Here is a 14,971-nt window from a genome sequence, read left to right as displayed (position 1 = left end):
GAGCCAGTGGACTAAAAATAGTCCATTGAAGCCATGGTCCCTCGAAAGAAGGAAACAGGATGTCACCCTCCAGCGCGGATTCAATTAAGGACGACGACGGTTACCTCAAACACAGACAGCTGAAACGGGGTGCAGCGGGCTGGATTCTCCTGGCAGGGCTGGGCGTTGCTTACGTGATTTCCGGGGATTTCGCTGGTTGGAACCTTGGGTTGGCCCAAGGCGGATGGGGCGGCCTCCTCATCGCATTCGTACTGATGGGAATCATGTACGCCTGCATGGTGTTCGGCTTGGCGGAATTGTCCTCCACCCTCCCCACCGCGGGCGCCGGCTATGGCTTTGCCCGCAGGGCCTTGGGCCCGCTGGGAGGCTTCGCCACCGGAATGGCAGTGCTGATCGAGTACGCCGTGGCTCCTGCCGCCATCGCCATCTTTATCGGCGGGTATGTGGAGGCGCTGGGGCTCTTCGGTCTCACCAACTCCTGGCCCGTTTATCTAGTGACGTATGCGATCTTCGTCGGCATCCATCTCCGGGGTGTTGGCGAGGCACTGAAGCTGATCTTCGGCATCACGGCAGTGGCGGTGGTGGCCCTGTTCGCTGTGGTAATTGGCCTCATCCCGCACTTCGAAGCAGCCAAGCTGTTTGACATAGTTCCCAATGGCTCGCCCGCATCCAGCGCCTTCCTGCCGATGGGAATCAGCGGAATTATTGGTGCACTGGTTTACGGCATCTGGTTCTTCCTGGCCGTTGAGGGCGTTCCGCTGGCAGCTGAGGAAACCGCGGATCCGAAGAAGGACATGCCCCGCGGAATCATTGCGGCAATGGCGATCCTCGTGGTCTTCGGCGCCTTGATGCTGGTTCTTGTCCCCGGGGCAGCCGGTTCCACTGCCATGAGCACGTCAAACAACCCGCTGCCGGAGGCCCTTCGCCTGGCGTACGGTGGGAACACTTTCCTGGCCGACTTCGTGAACTATGCAGGCCTCGCCGGGTTGATAGCCAGCTTCTTCTCCATCATCTACGCCTATTCGCGGCAGATGTTCGCACTCTCAAGGGCAGGCTATTTGCCGAAGTGGCTCTCCCTGACAGGCAAGAGGCACACCCCCTACCTGGCGCTCATTGTGCCGGGCACCATCGGCTTCATTCTGGCAGCAACCACCGGCAACGGCGCGCTGCTGATCAACATTGCAGTCTTCGGTGCCACAGTTTCCTACGTGCTGCTGAACCTGTCCCACATTGTGCTGCGCATAAAGGAGCCTGACCTGCCGCGCGGCTACCGCACCCCAGGCGGCATCTGGACCACCTCGGTCGCGTTGGTGCTGGCGCTCGTGGCGGTCGCGGCCACGTTCGTTGTAGACGTCTTTGCCGCAACCATTACCGCAGCTATTTTCGGGGCGGCACTGCTCTATTACTGGTTCTACAGCCGCCACCACATCGTGGCTGGTGCCCCCGAAGAAGAGTTCGCACACCTGGCAGCGGCCGAGGCCGAACTTCAGCACTGACAACTCAGGTTAGACCGTGGACCCAGGCTCCCGGTCCCTGATGAAGACAAGGTAACGGAAGAAAATGACACATCAATCAAATGGAACAGATGGTTCAGACAAATCAGCTGGATCAGTATCAAATGCCCCGTTGAGCGTCGACGCACTTAGGGAGATGGTGGCTGCCGGAACAATCGACACAGTGGTAGTTGCCATTACCGACTCCCTTGGCCGGCTACAGGGCAAGCGATGCGGTGCCAGATCCTTCCTCGAAGACGTCCTGGGCCACGGAGCAGAAGGCTGCAACTACCTGCTGTCCGTGGACGTGGAGATGAACACGATTGACGGCTACAGCATGTCGTCATGGGAGAACGGGTACGGGGACATGGTGATGAGGCCCGATGTCTCCACCCTGCGCCTGGTTCCCTGGCTGGAGGGTACCGCCATGATCCAGTGCGACATCCTCTGGCTCGACGGGAGCCCAGTAGTGCAGTCTCCGCGGCAGATCCTGCGGGGACAGATCGAACGGCTGGAGAACCTGGGTTACCGCGCGCACATTGGCACCGAACTTGAGTTCATCATGTTCGATGACAGCTATGCCGAAGCATGGGACAAGAAGTACGAGGCCCTGACCCCATCCACGAGCTACAACGTGGATTACTCTCTGCTTGCCACCGCACGGTTGGAACCGGTGATCCGCAGCATCCGGACCAACATGGAAAAGGCGGGACTCGTCGTCGAATCTTCCAAAGGGGAGTGCAACTACGGCCAGCAGGAAATTACCTTCCGCTACGCCGAGGCGCTGACGGCGTGCGACAACCATGCTTTCTATAAGAACGGCGCCAAAGAAATCGCCGATCAGCACGGCAAGAGCATCACGTTCATGGCGAAGTACAACGAACGCGAGGGCAGCTCCTGCCACATCCACTTCAGCCTTACGGACCTTGACGGGAACCCAGTACTGCCGGGGGATGGCGAGCATGGTTTCAGCCCCCTGATGGAGCACTTCATCGCGGGACAACTGGCTGCGCTGCGGGAACTGGCCTACTTCCAGGCGCCAAACATCAATTCCTACAAGCGCTTCGTCGAGGGCAGTTTTGCGCCGACCGCCATCGCATGGGGCCTGGACAACCGCAGCTGCGCCCTGCGCGTGGTGGGCCGCGGCCGGGGGATGCGGGTCGAAAACCGGGTAGGCGGAGGAGACGTCAACCCGTACTTGGCTGCAGCATCACTGATTGCCGCAGCGATACACGGCATTGAAAATGAACTCACGCTCGAACCGATCATGACCGGCAACGCCTACCTCTCTGATTCGGCCAGGATCCCCAGCAACCTCCGCGATTCCCGGGCATTGCTCGCCGGCAGCGAGATTGCGCGCAAGTCCTTCGGGGATGAGGTGGTGGACCACTACGTCCACGCCGCCGACGTCGAACTGAAGGCCTTTGACAGTGCAGTGACGGACTGGGAGCGCAAGCGTGTCTTTGAGCGCCTCTGATTCTGGTTCGTACCGTCCGCGTATCGGGCTGACCACCTACTACCAGGAGGCCTCCTGGGGTGTCTGGACCTCAGAAGCTGCCATCCTGCCCGGAACGTATGTCCAGGCGGTGGTGGCGGCCGGAGGAACTCCAGTCCTGCTACCACCGGTAGGAACAGATCCGTCGATTGTTGAGTTGCTCGACGGGCTGATCATCTCAGGGGGATCCGACGTCGGCCCTGAACACTACGGGGCACAGTCTCACTCGCTGACACGCTCCCAGGCCGACCGGGACCACCATGACATCGCCCTGACCCGCGCCGCTTTGGACAAGCAGGTGCCGCTCTTCGCGATATGCCGCGGAGCCCAGATCCTGAACGTCGCGTTGGGCGGAACCCTGATCCAGCACATTCCGGATGTGAATCCTGAGGCAAATTATCAACCTGCGCCCGGGGTATTCGGGGACGTCGAATTCACCACAACCTCCGGCAGTATCAGTGAGCAGCTGCTGGGTCCGCGGGCAAGCGCGCCCTGCTACCACCATCAGGCCATCGATGAGGTGGCACGCGGTCTTCGCGTCACAGCGGAGGCGTTGGACGGCACGGTAGAAGCAGTCGAAACAACATCCGGCGGCTGGGTTCTCGGCGTCCAGTTCCACCCCGAACAAAACGCGAATGACCTGCGGCTTTTCAGCGGGTTCATTGAGGAAGCACGCCGTTACAGAACACATCGAATGGAGGGTTCTGCTGATGTCCAGCAGTACGTATGAGGTATTAAATCCTGCCACCGAGGAAGTCATCCACACTCTGGAGCTGGCGACCCTGGAAGAGACGGACAGGGCCATTCAAAAAGCCGCACGGGTGTTCGAAAGCTGGCGTCACGTCGCACCCGCAGACAGGGCATTGCTGCTGCGCCGCTTTGCCGCCGCCGTCGATTCCGACCTGGAGAATCTGGCCCAGCTGGAAGTGCTCAACGCAGGCCACACCATCGGCAACGCCCGCTGGGAAGCGGGCAACGTCCGGGACGTTCTGTCCTACTACGCTGCCGCGCCGGAGAGGCACCTCGGCCAGCAGATCCCCGTGGATGGGGGAATCAACGTGACCTTCAACGAACCCCTCGGCGTCGTGGGTGTGATCGTTCCCTGGAACTTTCCCATGCCCATCGCAGCGTGGGGTTTCGCCCCCGCGCTGGCCGCGGGTAACACGGTAGTCCTTAAACCCGCAGAGCTGACACCGATGACAGCCGTTCGGATTGGCGAGCTCGCCCGTGCGGCCGGTATTCCTGATGGCGTGCTGACCATCATCCCGGGCAAGGGCTCGGTGGTAGGGGAGCGGTTCGTCACTCATCCGGCAGTCCGGAAGGTGGTCTTCACGGGATCCACAGCGGTGGGCAAGCGCATCATGGCTGGCTGCGCGGACCAGCTGAAACCTGTCACGCTCGAACTGGGTGGCAAGAGCGCCAACATCATCTTTGCTGATGCCGATCTGGAAGAAGCGGCTGCTGCTGCACCGGGCGGAGCCTTTGACAATGCAGGCCAGGACTGCTGTGCCCGTTCCCGGATCCTGGTCCAGCGCAGCGTGTATGGAGAGTTCCTCGGTCTGCTGCAGCCGATTGTTGAGGCCTTGAACGTGGGGGACCCGGGGGATGAGTCCTCTTTCATGGGTCCGCTGATTTCCGCGGCCCAGCACCAGACGGTTTCCGGGTATGTCCCGGAGGGGTCACCTGTTGCGTTCCGCGGTTCGGCTCCGACCGGGAAGGGCTTCTGGTTTCCTCCAACAGTCCTAACTCCGTCCCCCGGCGACAGGGTTATGTACGAGGAGATCTTTGGCCCCGTCGTCGCCGTCGTCCCGTTCGACGACGAAGCGGACGCCCTGCGTCTGGCGAACGACTCGATATACGGGCTTTCGGGCTCCATCTGGACCCGAGACGTCGGACGCGCCTTGCGGATGGCTCGCGGCCTGGAATCGGGGAACCTTTCCGTGAACTCGCACTCTTCGGTCAGGTATTCAACCCCGTTCGGAGGGTTCAAACAGTCCGGCCTCGGACGCGAACTCGGACCGGATGCGCTGAACGCCTTCACCGAAACGAAAAACGTCTTTATTTCCACCCGGGCTTAGCGCCTAAGCAAGAGCAAGGATGCCAGCAATGTTCGAAGTAATCTCAAACCGTCTCAAGGACCGCAGCGCCGTCATCACCGGTGGAGCCAGCGGAATCGGCCTGGCGACAGCCCGCCGCCTCGCTTCTGAGGGGGCCAAGGTAGTGATCGCCGACGTCGACCCCACCGCCGGATTGCGCGCTGCAGAAGAAGTGGGAGGCCTTTTCGTAAAAGTGGACGTCACCAGCGAAGAGGACGTCAAGAACCTCTACGCCGTGACCAACGAGACCTACGGAAGTGTTGATATTGCCTTCAACAACGCCGGCATCTCCCCGCCGGATGACGCTTCCATCCTGAACACAGGCATCGACGCCTGGCGCAAAGTCCAGGAAGTGAACCTGACCTCGGTGTTCTACTGCTGCAAATATGCCCTGCCATACATGCAGGCCCAAGGCAAGGGGTCCATCATCAATACCGCCTCCTTCGTCGCGGTAATGGGGGCGGCAACCTCGCAGATCTCCTACAGTGCCTCCAAAGGCGGAGTCCTGGCCATGAGCCGGGAACTCGGCGTCGAATTCGCCCGCCAGGGCATCCGGGTCAATGCCCTCTGCCCGGGCCCGGTCAACACGCCGCTCCTGAAGGAGCTGTTCGCCAAGGACCCGGAAAAGGCGGCCAGGCGCCTGGTCCATATTCCCTTGGGCAGGTTCGCCGAACCCGAGGAACTTGCCGCCGCAGTGGCCTTCTTGGCCAGTGACGACTCATCCTTCATGACGGCCTCCACATTCCTGGTGGACGGCGGAATCTCGGGAGCGTACGTAACTCCGCAGTGATCCGTTTTCCGGGGTCGCTTCTGTGGTGGACCGGAGTATAACCAACGGGGGACATGGCCCGGCGCTGGGATGCGCCGGGCCTTCTGCCGCTTACAGATGTCCTGACGGGCCGGCATCGGCGTCACGATTTCGTGAGGAGTGGGTTAAGTATGAGCCCGGAGTGGGGCGGCGGGGGGTCTCAAGCGAAAACCGCGAGTCGAATGATTGATAGGCGGTGCCAGGACAGTGCAGAAACCAACGGAAGTTGCGGACGAAGATCTCATCCGTTCCGGCCGCGACGGCGACCGCACTGCCTTGGAGGTGCTCTACAACAGGCATCACGACGCCGGTCTGAAGTTCGCGCGGCGGCTCACCGGCAACAAGGCAGACGCCGAGGACGTCACCCAGGAAGCGTTCCTCAAAGTCGTCTCGGCCATGGAACGCGGCAACGGGCCGGAAACTGCATTTAGGCCGTATTTTCTGAGGGCAGTGCGCACCGTCGCCGCTGACAACTGGGAGAACCAGGCCAAGGAGACACCCACGGAAAACGCCGGTGATATCCCGGTGGAAGACGCCTCGCTGGCCTCCCTATTGCAGCGGGATGACCCCGAATTGGTCATGAAAGCGTTCCAGTCACTCCCGCTGCGGTGGATGACTGTCCTCTGGCATGCGGAAGTGGAACGGGAACCACCCCGCAAGATTGCCCCAGTCCTCGGCATGGAACCCGGGGCTGTTTCAGCACTGCTCTTAAGGGCAAGGAAAGGGCTTCGCGAGGCTTATCTCAGCGCCTATGTGGATGCCCCCCTGCGGTCAGGCTGCGAACCGACTTTTCCCTACCTTGCAGCGACGGTGCTGGGGACAAGCTCCGCTCGTGATCGGCGGAAGGTGAACGAACACACCCGCGACTGTGAAGACTGCGCCAAAGTCCTGGCTCAGCTGACCGACGTCGGAGCGACAATGAGGGGCATCGTTGCCCCCTTTGTGCTCCTTGGCCCTGCCCTGGGCGGCGCCCGCTTCTCTCTGCAAGACCGTTTCCCTTCGCGTTGGCCAAGAACGGCGGCTGCCGCGGGCGTAGCGGCTCTGGCAGTCGGAGCTGTGGCCGCCGTCGCCGTAGCGGGTGGTCTCGTCAGCGGCGGGCCGAACGCTGCCCCGCCCCCGCATGAAACTGAGTTGAGCCGAGCAGTTCCTGCAAGTCCGGAGCTGCCTCCCGCAATCACCAACACAGCGCCGCCCCCCACCTCCGGGCCCTTGCCTGCGGAGGACCCCGGCTCACCGGGCTCGGATTACCCGGCAGGGTCCCGATTCGCTGAACCTGACACCGGCGCCTTTCACGGAATGGCACCTGTGGGGCCTTGGCCGCCAGTTCCTGCCGCTGGCCCGCGTAGTGCTGGGGGAGGTGTTCCGGCCAGGCCGACGGCGTCTCCCACCTCGACTCCAGCACCGGCGCCCACCGCTGTAACCTCCCCACCGGCCACACAGACTCCAACGCCTACACCAACGCGGACTCCGACTCCGACAGTAACCCCCACCCCTGCTCCGACACTGACATTGACTCCGGCCCCCACGCCAACCCCGACCCCCACCCCGACTCCGACCGTTAGGCCTACTGACCCCCCGCGTGAACCAATCTGCCCCATCATTTTTGACTTGTGCTTCAGCATTTAGGAACAGCCAGCATAGAAGCCAGGCTACGTCGAGTTATAAGGCGACCGGGGAGGTTTTTGAACATCGCCGCGATTCCTGGGCCTGCTACTGGAGGGGTCGGCCCTTCAAGCCCGTAGTATTGGGAATTAATCAGCATACGTATCAATTTTGAGGGGAATAGGCATGCCTGATGAATCGGGAGGGCGGCTTACCTTGTTTGTGGGCCGTCGGGAGTTCGAAGAACTCGCGGGTGCTTGGGCCTCTTACCTCCAGGCAACCAAAAGCCTTGAAGCAGTCGACCCGGTCTTGGCAATGCAGAGGACAGGTGCTGTTCTCCGGGCCTTGGAGCAGCTAATGAGCACGCTGGAGCCGGACACCAGGTTGGGCGGATCCAATGGCGAGGATGCCCCGCAACGGGCCTAAATCTAAAGACCCGCGTCATTCGATGACTTTTCCGTGTTCTTTATGACCAAAAGTCACCCGATTTATCTGCGGGTGGTTGCGTTGGGGCATTCCCCTGTTCCGAGTTGCTCGGGACCCCAAGCCTGCGGAGCCCGAATGTCCAGAATCGATCCTTTCCCATCAGCGCCGTCCGTGACGGAGAGGGCTGGGGTTTGCCATAGGCAGGCAGCGGGTACTTACGTGATCGGGGCATTTGTCACCCTTCCGGAAGATTGGCGTCGGGCCCTCTGGTATTCCGATATGCAGGGCTTGACTCCGACCGAGGCCGGACCATTACTGCAGATAAGTCCGGAGCTGTTTTCAGCCGTCCTTGAAGATGCGCGCACAGCCCTCCGAGTGGCCTTTGCCAGTGTGCTTCTGCGTGCAGCGGGCACGGGCATTGCCCCCGAGAATGGAAAGGCGCAGCCCGGGCTGACCATGTGAGGGTCAGGCCTGGCCTGATCTGGGGCAGGCGGTATCCGATCACGTCTCAAGGTTTGCGGATACCGCCAGCCCCTTGCGGAAGCATTTGTGCTGCTCCGCCTCGGTGCAGTGCCATCTGCGGTAAAGGGGACTTACCGCAGGACAAGGGCTGCGTAGCCATCCTGCACAGCTGTATACCCTCGATGCCGGCTTTTCATGACGGCGCTGATTCGTCATGAGACGAGTGGACTTATGAGGGACCCTGATTGGTGGATTTTGCGGAAACAATCACCTCACCGACGGCGTGGATGAGAGTTCCTGTCCGGTGCAGGGCCTCAACTGGATCAATCGGTCCGTTACGCGGGTCTGTGATGGAACAGTATTCGGACCATTCGTGCTTCAGCTTTCCGAATTGCCTGGCACCCACCGATGCTGTCACTGTGGCTGCCTCCTGAACGTTCTTCAGCTGGAGGTGTTCTTCATTCATGCCCTGATTGACTCCCGGGAAAGCGAATCGTGACGCGAAGGAAATGATGGATCGATTGAGAATCGACGTCGGGATGAATATTGGCCGGTCGAAAACGACCACTATGCGGGATCTGCCTGCCCAGCATGTGGATCATTCAAAAGATCTCGTCATGAATTACCACCCGTTAGTTCCAACTACTTGGGTACTTGGCGTCGGGCCTGTACTGATGAACGAACGGAACAAACCAGGTTGGCTTTACAAGGGGCTTCAGGCGAACCACGGCTTGGAACAGGTGGGATGGGGGATCCCGCGCTGCTAACGGCGCTGAGGGCTGGGAGCAAGGAAGCGGCAGATGTGTTGTATCGGCGGCATGCCGCTGATGCACTGTCATTTGCCCGGGGACTGGTTCGGACCGAGCATGACGCGAAAGATCTTGTGCAGGAGGCCTTCGCCAAAACCATCAGTACGGTGGCTAACGGAAAGGGGCCGCATGAGAATTTTCTGGGCTACCTCTTTACGGCAATCAAGAGCTGTGCCGCGGAGTGGTGGAGTAAGAATTCGAGGGAAGTGCCGGTGGAAGCCGGCGTGCTGGATGCAACACAGGGCCCTACCGACGACGACCGGCTGCACCGGGTTTTCGAACGGGATGGCAACGAACGAATACTGGCAGCTCTGCAGTCCTTGCCTGCGCGGTGGCAAACCGCACTCTGGTATGCCGATGTCCTGCAGGAGCCGCCTCGGCGGATAGGACCTGCCCTGGGCATAAAACCCAACGCGGTGTCCGCATTGGTAAGACGGGCGCGGGCCGGACTACGGGAGGCCTACGCCAACGTGCTCTCCGAAGAGAGCCAAAGGGTAGTAAATCCACCACTAGAGGACTAGCTGTACTGGTCAGACAGAACGCGCTCGACGGTGATGCCCCGCTGGTTGAACCACTCGACAGCGCAAACGAGCACCGCTGTGGCAGTTTGAGCGCTTTCATCATCATGTTTCGGCGTAGGCGACGCGGGAATGGCCGTCGATGAACGTGTGGACGTAGGCGTAGCCCAGAAGTGGGTTACTGTGTTCGTTGCGCGGTTTGCCGGGTGTCTTGGCGTGGGCCACGAGACCTGGAATCGGGCGGCAGCTTCGCTGATCGGCCAACCGTCATCGACGACGAGGCGGGCGACCTTTAGCCGGTGGCGCGGTGTGAGAGCAGCGTTTGGGTGGGTCATGAATTCCCTCAGAAACGGGAAAGGGGCCAGCCGGATTCGGCTGACCCCTTGAATTGTGCGTGCAGTTCAGTTGGTTCGCGAAGCCTCTGACTGAATGGCCTTGGCGAGGTCGCGGGGACTGCTCCACATAGGCCAATGGCCCGTCGGGAGGTCAATGACGTCGAGGTGTTCAAGGTTCGCGACTTCGGTGAACATGGGATGACCGGTTTGGGCCAGCTCTAGCACCTGCGCACTAGGGATTGAGCAACAGACCAGGGTCGTCCGGACCTTGCGGCGGGCGTCGTTGGTGAGCTCAATGGGCTGACGAAGCACGGGGCCCGGCTCAGGGACGGCTCGGGCCCGAAACTGCTCGAGCGCCTCTTCGCTCAGGCCTTCGAGGCTCGCCTGCTGTGCGAGGACGTCGAAGGGCGGCAGCGGAAGCTCCTCCAACTCCTCCGGGAGGTCTGGGGCGAAGACACTTCCCGTCGCTACAGGGCCGGAGTCGACCCACACTACCCGGTGGACAAGCTCAGGGTATCGGTCCATGACGAGGCTGACGGGAGCGTTAGCCCCACTGTGGGCGACGAGAATTGCAGGCTGATTACCGTGTTGAGTAATGACGTCCAGGATTGCTTCAGCCTGGACGTCGAGGGTTTTAGTCGCACGCTCAGGATCGTGCGCGTCGAGACCGGGCAGTGTCATCGCGATGGCACGAGAATGGTCGGTTTTCAGGTGTTCAAGAACCTCATCCCACGCCCAAGCGCCCAGCCAGTGGCCGGCGATGAGAATGATGGTCGGACTGCTCATGGCGGTTGTCATGTCACAACTCTCGCAGGCCCTATGGACATTGGTATGTCACTATTTATGTCATGAATTTGCCTGGGTCAGAGCAGTGAAGCGAGCAGAACGGCTCCATGCCCTATCAGAAATGTTGCGCCGCAACGGCGCGCGGGGGGTCTCCGCCGAACGGTTGGCGAGAGAGTTCGAGGTGTCCGTGCGCACAATCAAGAGAGACCTCGATGCGCTGGAGAACAGCGGTGCCCCTCTATGGTCGCGCCCAGGTCCGGGCGGTGGCTACGGATTGGCTGTCGGCGCGTCCCTGCCACCCGTCAGCCTGTCCCCAGCGCAGGCAGTGGCGCTCATGTCAGCCGTGTCCGCTGCACCCGATGCCCCCTACGCCGATCTGGCAGCAGCAGGTATCCAGAAGATCCTGGACGTCCTCGATCCCAAAACCCGCGCACGAGCCGACAAGCTGGCCCACCGCGTCTGGGTCAATGCGCTTCCCTCGTCCTCGCGCGCAATCAAGTCGGCACTGGAGGAGGCGATGGCCGAGCAGCGAGTAATCCGTATTCGCTACACATCGAGAGACGAGACCACGACCACCCGCGACGTCGAGCCCGTGCTGTTCGCCTCCACGAACGGCCAGTGGTACCTAATTGGATGGTGCCGAATGCGCGACGCAATCCGATGGTTTACCGTGTCGCGCATCGAGCAGGCCACCGTAACTAAGGCGGCCTGCAGCGGCCACACCATCCACGAGGTCGGAGAACCCCCAGCGAACGCCAGACCGGTACAGGGTCCTGGCGAGTGAACCACTCAATCAACGTATCCGGTCAGTACAACTGATATGTAGGTTTAGTTTGTCAAGAGCATGAGGAAGCGGTCCGCGGGCTGGGTTGCCTGGGACCGTTTCCTTTTTTGCCCACGGGAAGAGTCGTTGGTTTGTGGCGAGCGTGTCGTTGGCGACTGCGCGGTCAGACTGATATGCGCGGGTTGGTTACCGCAGGACGAAGTGTTCGGCTGGAGGTTACCGCTGGTCTAGCAATGACGGGCGTCGCCGTTTCCGGTTGCCCATAGGTGTATCGCGGGTTTACTCCACGCGCTGCAAGGAACCACACTGTTCAACTGGATCTTTCCGGGGGGTGTTTGCTGTCTTGGAGGAGACGGAGGAAGAGCCTGAACGAAATCAGGGGCTGGCCGGATGTGTGCCGGTGGCGAGGGACCAGCACCACCCGGAGAGCTCGCGGGCGATGGCGACATTGGCGATGACCGGGCGCTTGCGGCGTACAAGGTAGCTGAGCCATCGTTCGTGCAGGCGCCGGTTCCCTGCGTGTCCCCGGGTTCTCGCTTCTGCAGTGGCTTGTTCCCAGCGGGACCGCATCAGCCGGGACGGGTTGTTATAGGGCCTGCGGTGGTGCCAGGCCGCCTCAACGAGCAGCCGGCGGGCATGGCTGTTGCCTGTTTTCGTGATGGACCCCAAGGACCGGGACTGTCCGGAAGAATGCTCAGTCGGGACCAGTCCGAGGTAAGCGCCGATCGTGGAGCCGGTGAACCGGTCCCAGTCGCCGATCTCCACGGCCAGTCCAAATGCGGTGAGCGTCGAGATGCCGCGCAGGCATTGCAGGGCGCGGACAACCGGGGTGTATTCGCTTCCATATGCCATCGCAGTAATCGCTTGATCGAGGCGGTCGCGGCGGTCTGAGATCTCATGCATCGCCTCAAGGGAGGACTCATAGGTCAACTGCCGGGCCGGAGCGTCGAAACGCTGGCGGGCCAGCCACAGTTCATGCGTTCCGGTCCAGGCCTGCCCGCCCGAATAAACGATGCCCTGCCGCAGCAGGAGTTTGGAGATCCGGTGCCGCGAACGCATCAGGTCCCCTCGAACGTCTTCGCGGGCGCGGACCAGATCCCGTGCCGCTTCCTGGTCAGCCGAGGGAATGCGGACCGGGGTGATCTCGCCCAGCTTCAGCAGCCGGGCGAGATGCAGCGCATCTTTCGCATCAGTCTTTACCCGGTCCCCGGACGGGCGCTGGAGCTTGGACGGTGCCGCGACCAGCGTGTCGATCCCGGCAGCAAGCAGGAACCTGGCCAGGCCGAAGCCTGTCGGGCCCGCCTCGTAAACGGCTCTGACCGGCGATGGCAGGGACGAAATCCAGGCCAGAATCTCACGATGATCCGGAGTCATCCGGTGCATGATGATTTCGCCGGTCTGCGCGTCCAACGCGCATGAGGCAACGGTGCGGGCATGGACATCCAAGCCAACGCTTGTACGCTCGAACATAGCTGGAACCTCCAAATTTCAAATGTGGCTCTACCTGTCCGCCAAGTGTGGCAGGCAACCCACGCCTTGTTTTGAAAAGGAGGTTCCAGCCTCTTCGACCACACTTCCTGGTCCTTCTGATAGAGGCCATCGGCGCCGGAAACAGGATCCGGAGCGTCCGCCGCCCCCATTGCTAAGACCCTCGCACATAAGCTGGACGCTCCGGTTGGGTCCGGCGACAATGAGCCTACAGAAGGACCAGGCCCCCGCGGTTCGCCGGTCGCACCTCCTGCTACATATCGTCTAGCCAGGGGTTTTGCCTCTTAAAGTCAGGCAGTGGCTAGCTCGTGGGCGTCCAGGATCTCAGCGGGTAGCCTTCCCCTGCTGTTGGCTGCATAGCCATTTCGTTCAGCCCATTCACGAATGCTGGACGGGTTGGACGGAGCTCGTCGGGCTTGGCGGACGGCTTTTTCTCGGCGATTCCTGGCAGTTACCTTCCGCCCAGCTGTCATGTAGGGCGTAAGCAGCTCCCTCAATGCAGCGGCATTCATGGCCGATAGATCAATTTCGTAGTCAGTCCCATCAATCATAAAAGACACGGTTCGGTCGGCCGTGGTTCCGTCCAGATCATCGACGAATTCGGTCACTATCTTTCTTGCCATGAAAGTCATCCTTTATTCAGAGTCTGTGCTGGCAGGTGCGGCCGGTTGCGGACTGCTTCACAACCGGCCGCAGGAATCCAGCGCTTACACCGCCAGAATCCCCCTCCGCCGGCGTACTGCAGGATCCTCGGCGGATTAATGCATGCGGGCAGCTGATATGCCTGTGCCCGAACACTCCTTAAGACTGTGAAAACGGCTAATCGTGACGCAGGACGCCGTCGAGCCGCTTAACAGGCAGCGGGCTTAGTCCGAAAGGCTCTGTCAGTAGCGCTTGGTGAAATGGCGGTACCAGAGGGCCGCTTCCGCAGAAATCGTGAAGGCTCGGGGCTTCAGGCCGGTGAGGGCCCACAACCGGTCCGACTCATACCAATGGTCTTGCGAGAGCAGAGCGGCTTGATGACTGGTGAATCCGCTTTGGAGAAGGAGGATAAGGGAGCGTTCAAAATCCGTCGAGGCTGACCCCAGTGGCCCGATGATCTTGTCTTGGATGTCAAGCAGTAGCCGTGCAACAGTCACCGGTTCTGGTTCAGCGGCGTGGAATGGCCCCGAAATCCCGACGCCTAAGCCCGGACCTATTAGAGCTGAGATCAGCTGGCCCAGATGCCCTACGTCGATCACGGACAGTTTTGAGCTGCCGTCACCAACTGGTCCACCCACGACGGTAGCCATGCGAATCAGGGCCGGGATAAACCATTTGTCTCCCTGGCCGTAGATCAGCCCAGTGCGAATTACACTGCCTCCGGCATTCAGGACCAGACGTTCAGCTGACGCCCGTGAGCGGCTTGCAGCGGATTCGGGTGCATAGGGGAGTGAAGTGCCCTCTCCTCGGTGTGGGCCTGTTCCGTAAACGGACGTGGTGCTGATCTGTATGAACCGCGAGACACTGTTTCGGGCGGCGGCATCGAGAAGATTGCCGGTGCCGTCCGAGTTGACCTCAGTGGCCGTTGTGGCGTCTGCGCCGGTGTACGTGGCAGCGTTAACAATTGTGTCGGCTCCAGCGAGCGCACTGTTGAGGCTGTCGACGTCTGTAATGTCCCCGACGTATATGCTGGCCTTACTGCTCTCCGGGAGGACTGTCGTCGGACGTGCCAAGATGCGAAGGTCGTTTTCGCCGCGTGCGGTGATGGCTTCAAGGATGCTGCGGCCGATGAATCCGGATGCGCCTGTGAGCAGAACTATCGGCTTCCGCGAACCTTTTTTCATGATTCGCTCTGCCAGGCGGGGAGGGTTCTTGGTCTTGTGTGGG

16 protein-coding genes and 1 pseudogene are annotated in these 14,971 nt (G+C 61.1%); 11 read left to right on the top strand and 6 right to left on the bottom strand.

Annotated elements, in window-relative coordinates; genetic code table 11:
* Window positions 1–59 precede the first annotated feature (59 nt).
* The 8 genes from eat to M1E05_RS20260 all read left to right on the top strand — a co-directional run bounded on the left by eat (window position 60) and on the right by M1E05_RS20260 (window position 8,382).
* Window positions 60–1,496: an ethanolamine permease gene (eat, locus tag M1E05_RS20295; protein WP_461164045.1), complete on the top strand. Its 1,437-nt coding sequence runs from the start codon at window positions 60–62 to the stop codon at window positions 1,494–1,496.
* Window positions 1,497–1,560: 64 nt separating this feature from the next.
* Window positions 1,561–2,970 (top strand): glutamine synthetase family protein, encoded by a 1,410-nt coding sequence (locus M1E05_RS20290; RefSeq protein WP_461164044.1) that lies wholly within the window; start codon window positions 1,561–1,563, stop codon window positions 2,968–2,970.
* Complete coding sequence (locus tag M1E05_RS20285; protein ID WP_461164043.1) at window positions 2,951–3,718, top strand: gamma-glutamyl-gamma-aminobutyrate hydrolase family protein; 768 nt, start codon at window positions 2,951–2,953, stop codon at window positions 3,716–3,718. The genes M1E05_RS20290 and M1E05_RS20285 overlap by 20 nt, the downstream gene beginning before the upstream one ends.
* A complete protein-coding gene (locus tag M1E05_RS20280) occupies window positions 3,699–5,066 on the top strand; it encodes an aldehyde dehydrogenase family protein (protein WP_458112812.1) in 1,368 nt (455 codons plus the stop codon). Before M1E05_RS20285 ends, M1E05_RS20280 begins: the two co-directional genes overlap by 20 nt.
* A 28-nt stretch (window positions 5,067–5,094) precedes the next feature.
* Complete coding sequence (locus M1E05_RS20275; protein WP_458112813.1) at window positions 5,095–5,874, top strand: 3-oxoacyl-ACP reductase; 780 nt, start codon at window positions 5,095–5,097, stop codon at window positions 5,872–5,874.
* A gap of 225 nt (window positions 5,875–6,099) precedes the next feature.
* On the top strand, window positions 6,100–7,518 hold the full coding sequence (locus tag M1E05_RS20270; RefSeq protein WP_458112814.1) for a sigma-70 family RNA polymerase sigma factor: 1,419 nt from the start codon (window positions 6,100–6,102) through the stop codon (window positions 7,516–7,518).
* Window positions 7,519–7,680: 162 nt separating this feature from the next.
* On the top strand, window positions 7,681–7,920 hold the full coding sequence (locus tag M1E05_RS20265; protein WP_458112815.1) for a hypothetical protein: 240 nt from the start codon (window positions 7,681–7,683) through the stop codon (window positions 7,918–7,920).
* Between the two features lie 279 nt (window positions 7,921–8,199).
* Window positions 8,200–8,382 carry a hypothetical protein gene (locus M1E05_RS20260; protein WP_461164042.1) on the top strand — a complete coding sequence of 61 codons (183 nt, stop codon included), beginning with the start codon at window positions 8,200–8,202 and terminating at the stop codon, window positions 8,380–8,382.
* Between the two features lie 229 nt (window positions 8,383–8,611).
* Here M1E05_RS20260 and M1E05_RS20255 read toward each other — a convergent pair whose 3' ends face one another.
* The gene (locus tag M1E05_RS20255; protein ID WP_458112817.1) at window positions 8,612–8,848 is read right to left on the bottom strand and encodes a hypothetical protein; all 237 of its coding nucleotides are present in this window, start codon (window positions 8,846–8,848) and stop codon (window positions 8,612–8,614) included.
* A 279-nt stretch (window positions 8,849–9,127) separates the two neighbouring features.
* Between M1E05_RS20255 and M1E05_RS20250 the strand changes: the two genes are divergently transcribed.
* Window positions 9,128–9,712: an RNA polymerase sigma factor gene (locus tag M1E05_RS20250; protein ID WP_461164041.1), complete on the top strand. Its 585-nt coding sequence runs from the start codon at window positions 9,128–9,130 to the stop codon at window positions 9,710–9,712.
* Here M1E05_RS20250 and M1E05_RS20245 read toward each other — a convergent pair.
* Both M1E05_RS20245 and M1E05_RS20240 read right to left on the bottom strand, forming a co-directional pair.
* Window positions 9,712–9,925: pseudogene (locus M1E05_RS20245) on the bottom strand (DDE-type integrase/transposase/recombinase); the annotation flags it as partial. The gene M1E05_RS20250 and the pseudogene M1E05_RS20245 overlap by 1 nt on opposite strands.
* Before the next feature lie 185 nt (window positions 9,926–10,110).
* On the bottom strand, window positions 10,111–10,842 hold the full coding sequence (locus M1E05_RS20240) for an alpha/beta fold hydrolase (RefSeq protein ID WP_461164040.1): 732 nt from the start codon (window positions 10,840–10,842) through the stop codon (window positions 10,111–10,113).
* Window positions 10,843–10,951: 109 nt separating this feature from the next.
* Here M1E05_RS20240 and M1E05_RS20235 point away from each other — a divergent pair, with 109 nt between their 5' ends.
* Window positions 10,952–11,614 carry a helix-turn-helix transcriptional regulator gene (locus tag M1E05_RS20235; protein ID WP_461164039.1) on the top strand — a complete coding sequence of 221 codons (663 nt, stop codon included), beginning with the start codon at window positions 10,952–10,954 and terminating at the stop codon, window positions 11,612–11,614.
* A gap of 375 nt (window positions 11,615–11,989) precedes the next feature.
* Here M1E05_RS20235 and M1E05_RS20230 read toward each other — a convergent pair whose 3' ends face one another.
* Together M1E05_RS20230 and M1E05_RS20225 are read right to left on the bottom strand one after the other, a co-directional pair.
* Window positions 11,990–13,084 carry an IS110 family RNA-guided transposase gene (locus tag M1E05_RS20230; protein ID WP_461164038.1) on the bottom strand — a complete coding sequence of 365 codons (1,095 nt, stop codon included), beginning with the start codon at window positions 13,082–13,084 and terminating at the stop codon, window positions 11,990–11,992.
* A gap of 308 nt (window positions 13,085–13,392) precedes the next feature.
* Complete coding sequence (locus M1E05_RS20225; RefSeq protein ID WP_458112820.1) at window positions 13,393–13,725, bottom strand: histone-like nucleoid-structuring protein Lsr2; 333 nt, start codon at window positions 13,723–13,725, stop codon at window positions 13,393–13,395.
* On the opposite strand from M1E05_RS20225, the gene M1E05_RS20220 reads away from it, so the two are divergent.
* On the top strand, window positions 13,724–13,864 hold the full coding sequence (locus M1E05_RS20220; RefSeq protein WP_461164037.1) for a hypothetical protein: 141 nt from the start codon (window positions 13,724–13,726) through the stop codon (window positions 13,862–13,864). The genes M1E05_RS20225 and M1E05_RS20220 overlap by 2 nt on opposite strands.
* A gap of 122 nt (window positions 13,865–13,986) precedes the next feature.
* Here the strand turns inward: M1E05_RS20220 and M1E05_RS20215 are convergent, their stop codons facing one another.
* Window positions 13,987–14,928, bottom strand: a complete 942-nt coding sequence (locus tag M1E05_RS20215) for an NAD-dependent epimerase/dehydratase family protein (protein ID WP_461164036.1) — start codon at window positions 14,926–14,928, stop codon at window positions 13,987–13,989.
* Window positions 14,929–14,971 lie beyond the last annotated feature (43 nt).

The organism is Arthrobacter sp. R4-81 (assembly GCF_054792365.1).
Note: the sequence above shows the minus strand (reverse complement) of the source record. Positions and strands in the feature narration are given on the sequence as shown.

Excerpts from the sequence above, each read along its gene's own strand:
- eat (WP_461164045.1), top strand. The coding sequence starts at position 60 with ATGTCACCCTCCAGCGCGGATTCAATTAAGGACGACGACGGTTACCTC.
- M1E05_RS20290 (WP_461164044.1), top strand. The coding sequence starts at position 1,561 with ATGACACATCAATCAAATGGAACAGATGGTTCAGACAAATCAGCTGGA.
- M1E05_RS20280 (WP_458112812.1), top strand. The coding sequence starts at position 3,699 with ATGTCCAGCAGTACGTATGAGGTATTAAATCCTGCCACCGAGGAAGTC.
- M1E05_RS20275 (WP_458112813.1), top strand. The coding sequence starts at position 5,095 with ATGTTCGAAGTAATCTCAAACCGTCTCAAGGACCGCAGCGCCGTCATC.
- M1E05_RS20265 (WP_458112815.1), top strand. The coding sequence starts at position 7,681 with ATGCCTGATGAATCGGGAGGGCGGCTTACCTTGTTTGTGGGCCGTCGG.
- M1E05_RS20260 (WP_461164042.1), top strand. The coding sequence starts at position 8,200 with ATGCAGGGCTTGACTCCGACCGAGGCCGGACCATTACTGCAGATAAGT.
- M1E05_RS20255 (WP_458112817.1), bottom strand. The coding sequence starts at position 8,848 with ATGAATGAAGAACACCTCCAGCTGAAGAACGTTCAGGAGGCAGCCACA.
- M1E05_RS20250 (WP_461164041.1), top strand. The coding sequence starts at position 9,128 with ATGGGGGATCCCGCGCTGCTAACGGCGCTGAGGGCTGGGAGCAAGGAA.
- M1E05_RS20240 (WP_461164040.1), bottom strand. The coding sequence starts at position 10,842 with ATGACAACCGCCATGAGCAGTCCGACCATCATTCTCATCGCCGGCCAC.
- M1E05_RS20235 (WP_461164039.1), top strand. The coding sequence starts at position 10,952 with ATGTTGCGCCGCAACGGCGCGCGGGGGGTCTCCGCCGAACGGTTGGCG.
- M1E05_RS20230 (WP_461164038.1), bottom strand. The coding sequence starts at position 13,084 with ATGTTCGAGCGTACAAGCGTTGGCTTGGATGTCCATGCCCGCACCGTT.
- M1E05_RS20220 (WP_461164037.1), top strand. The coding sequence starts at position 13,724 with ATGAAAGTCATCCTTTATTCAGAGTCTGTGCTGGCAGGTGCGGCCGGT.
- M1E05_RS20225 (WP_458112820.1), bottom strand. The coding sequence starts at position 13,725 with ATGGCAAGAAAGATAGTGACCGAATTCGTCGATGATCTGGACGGAACC.
- M1E05_RS20215 (WP_461164036.1), bottom strand. The coding sequence starts at position 14,928 with ATGAAAAAAGGTTCGCGGAAGCCGATAGTTCTGCTCACAGGCGCATCC.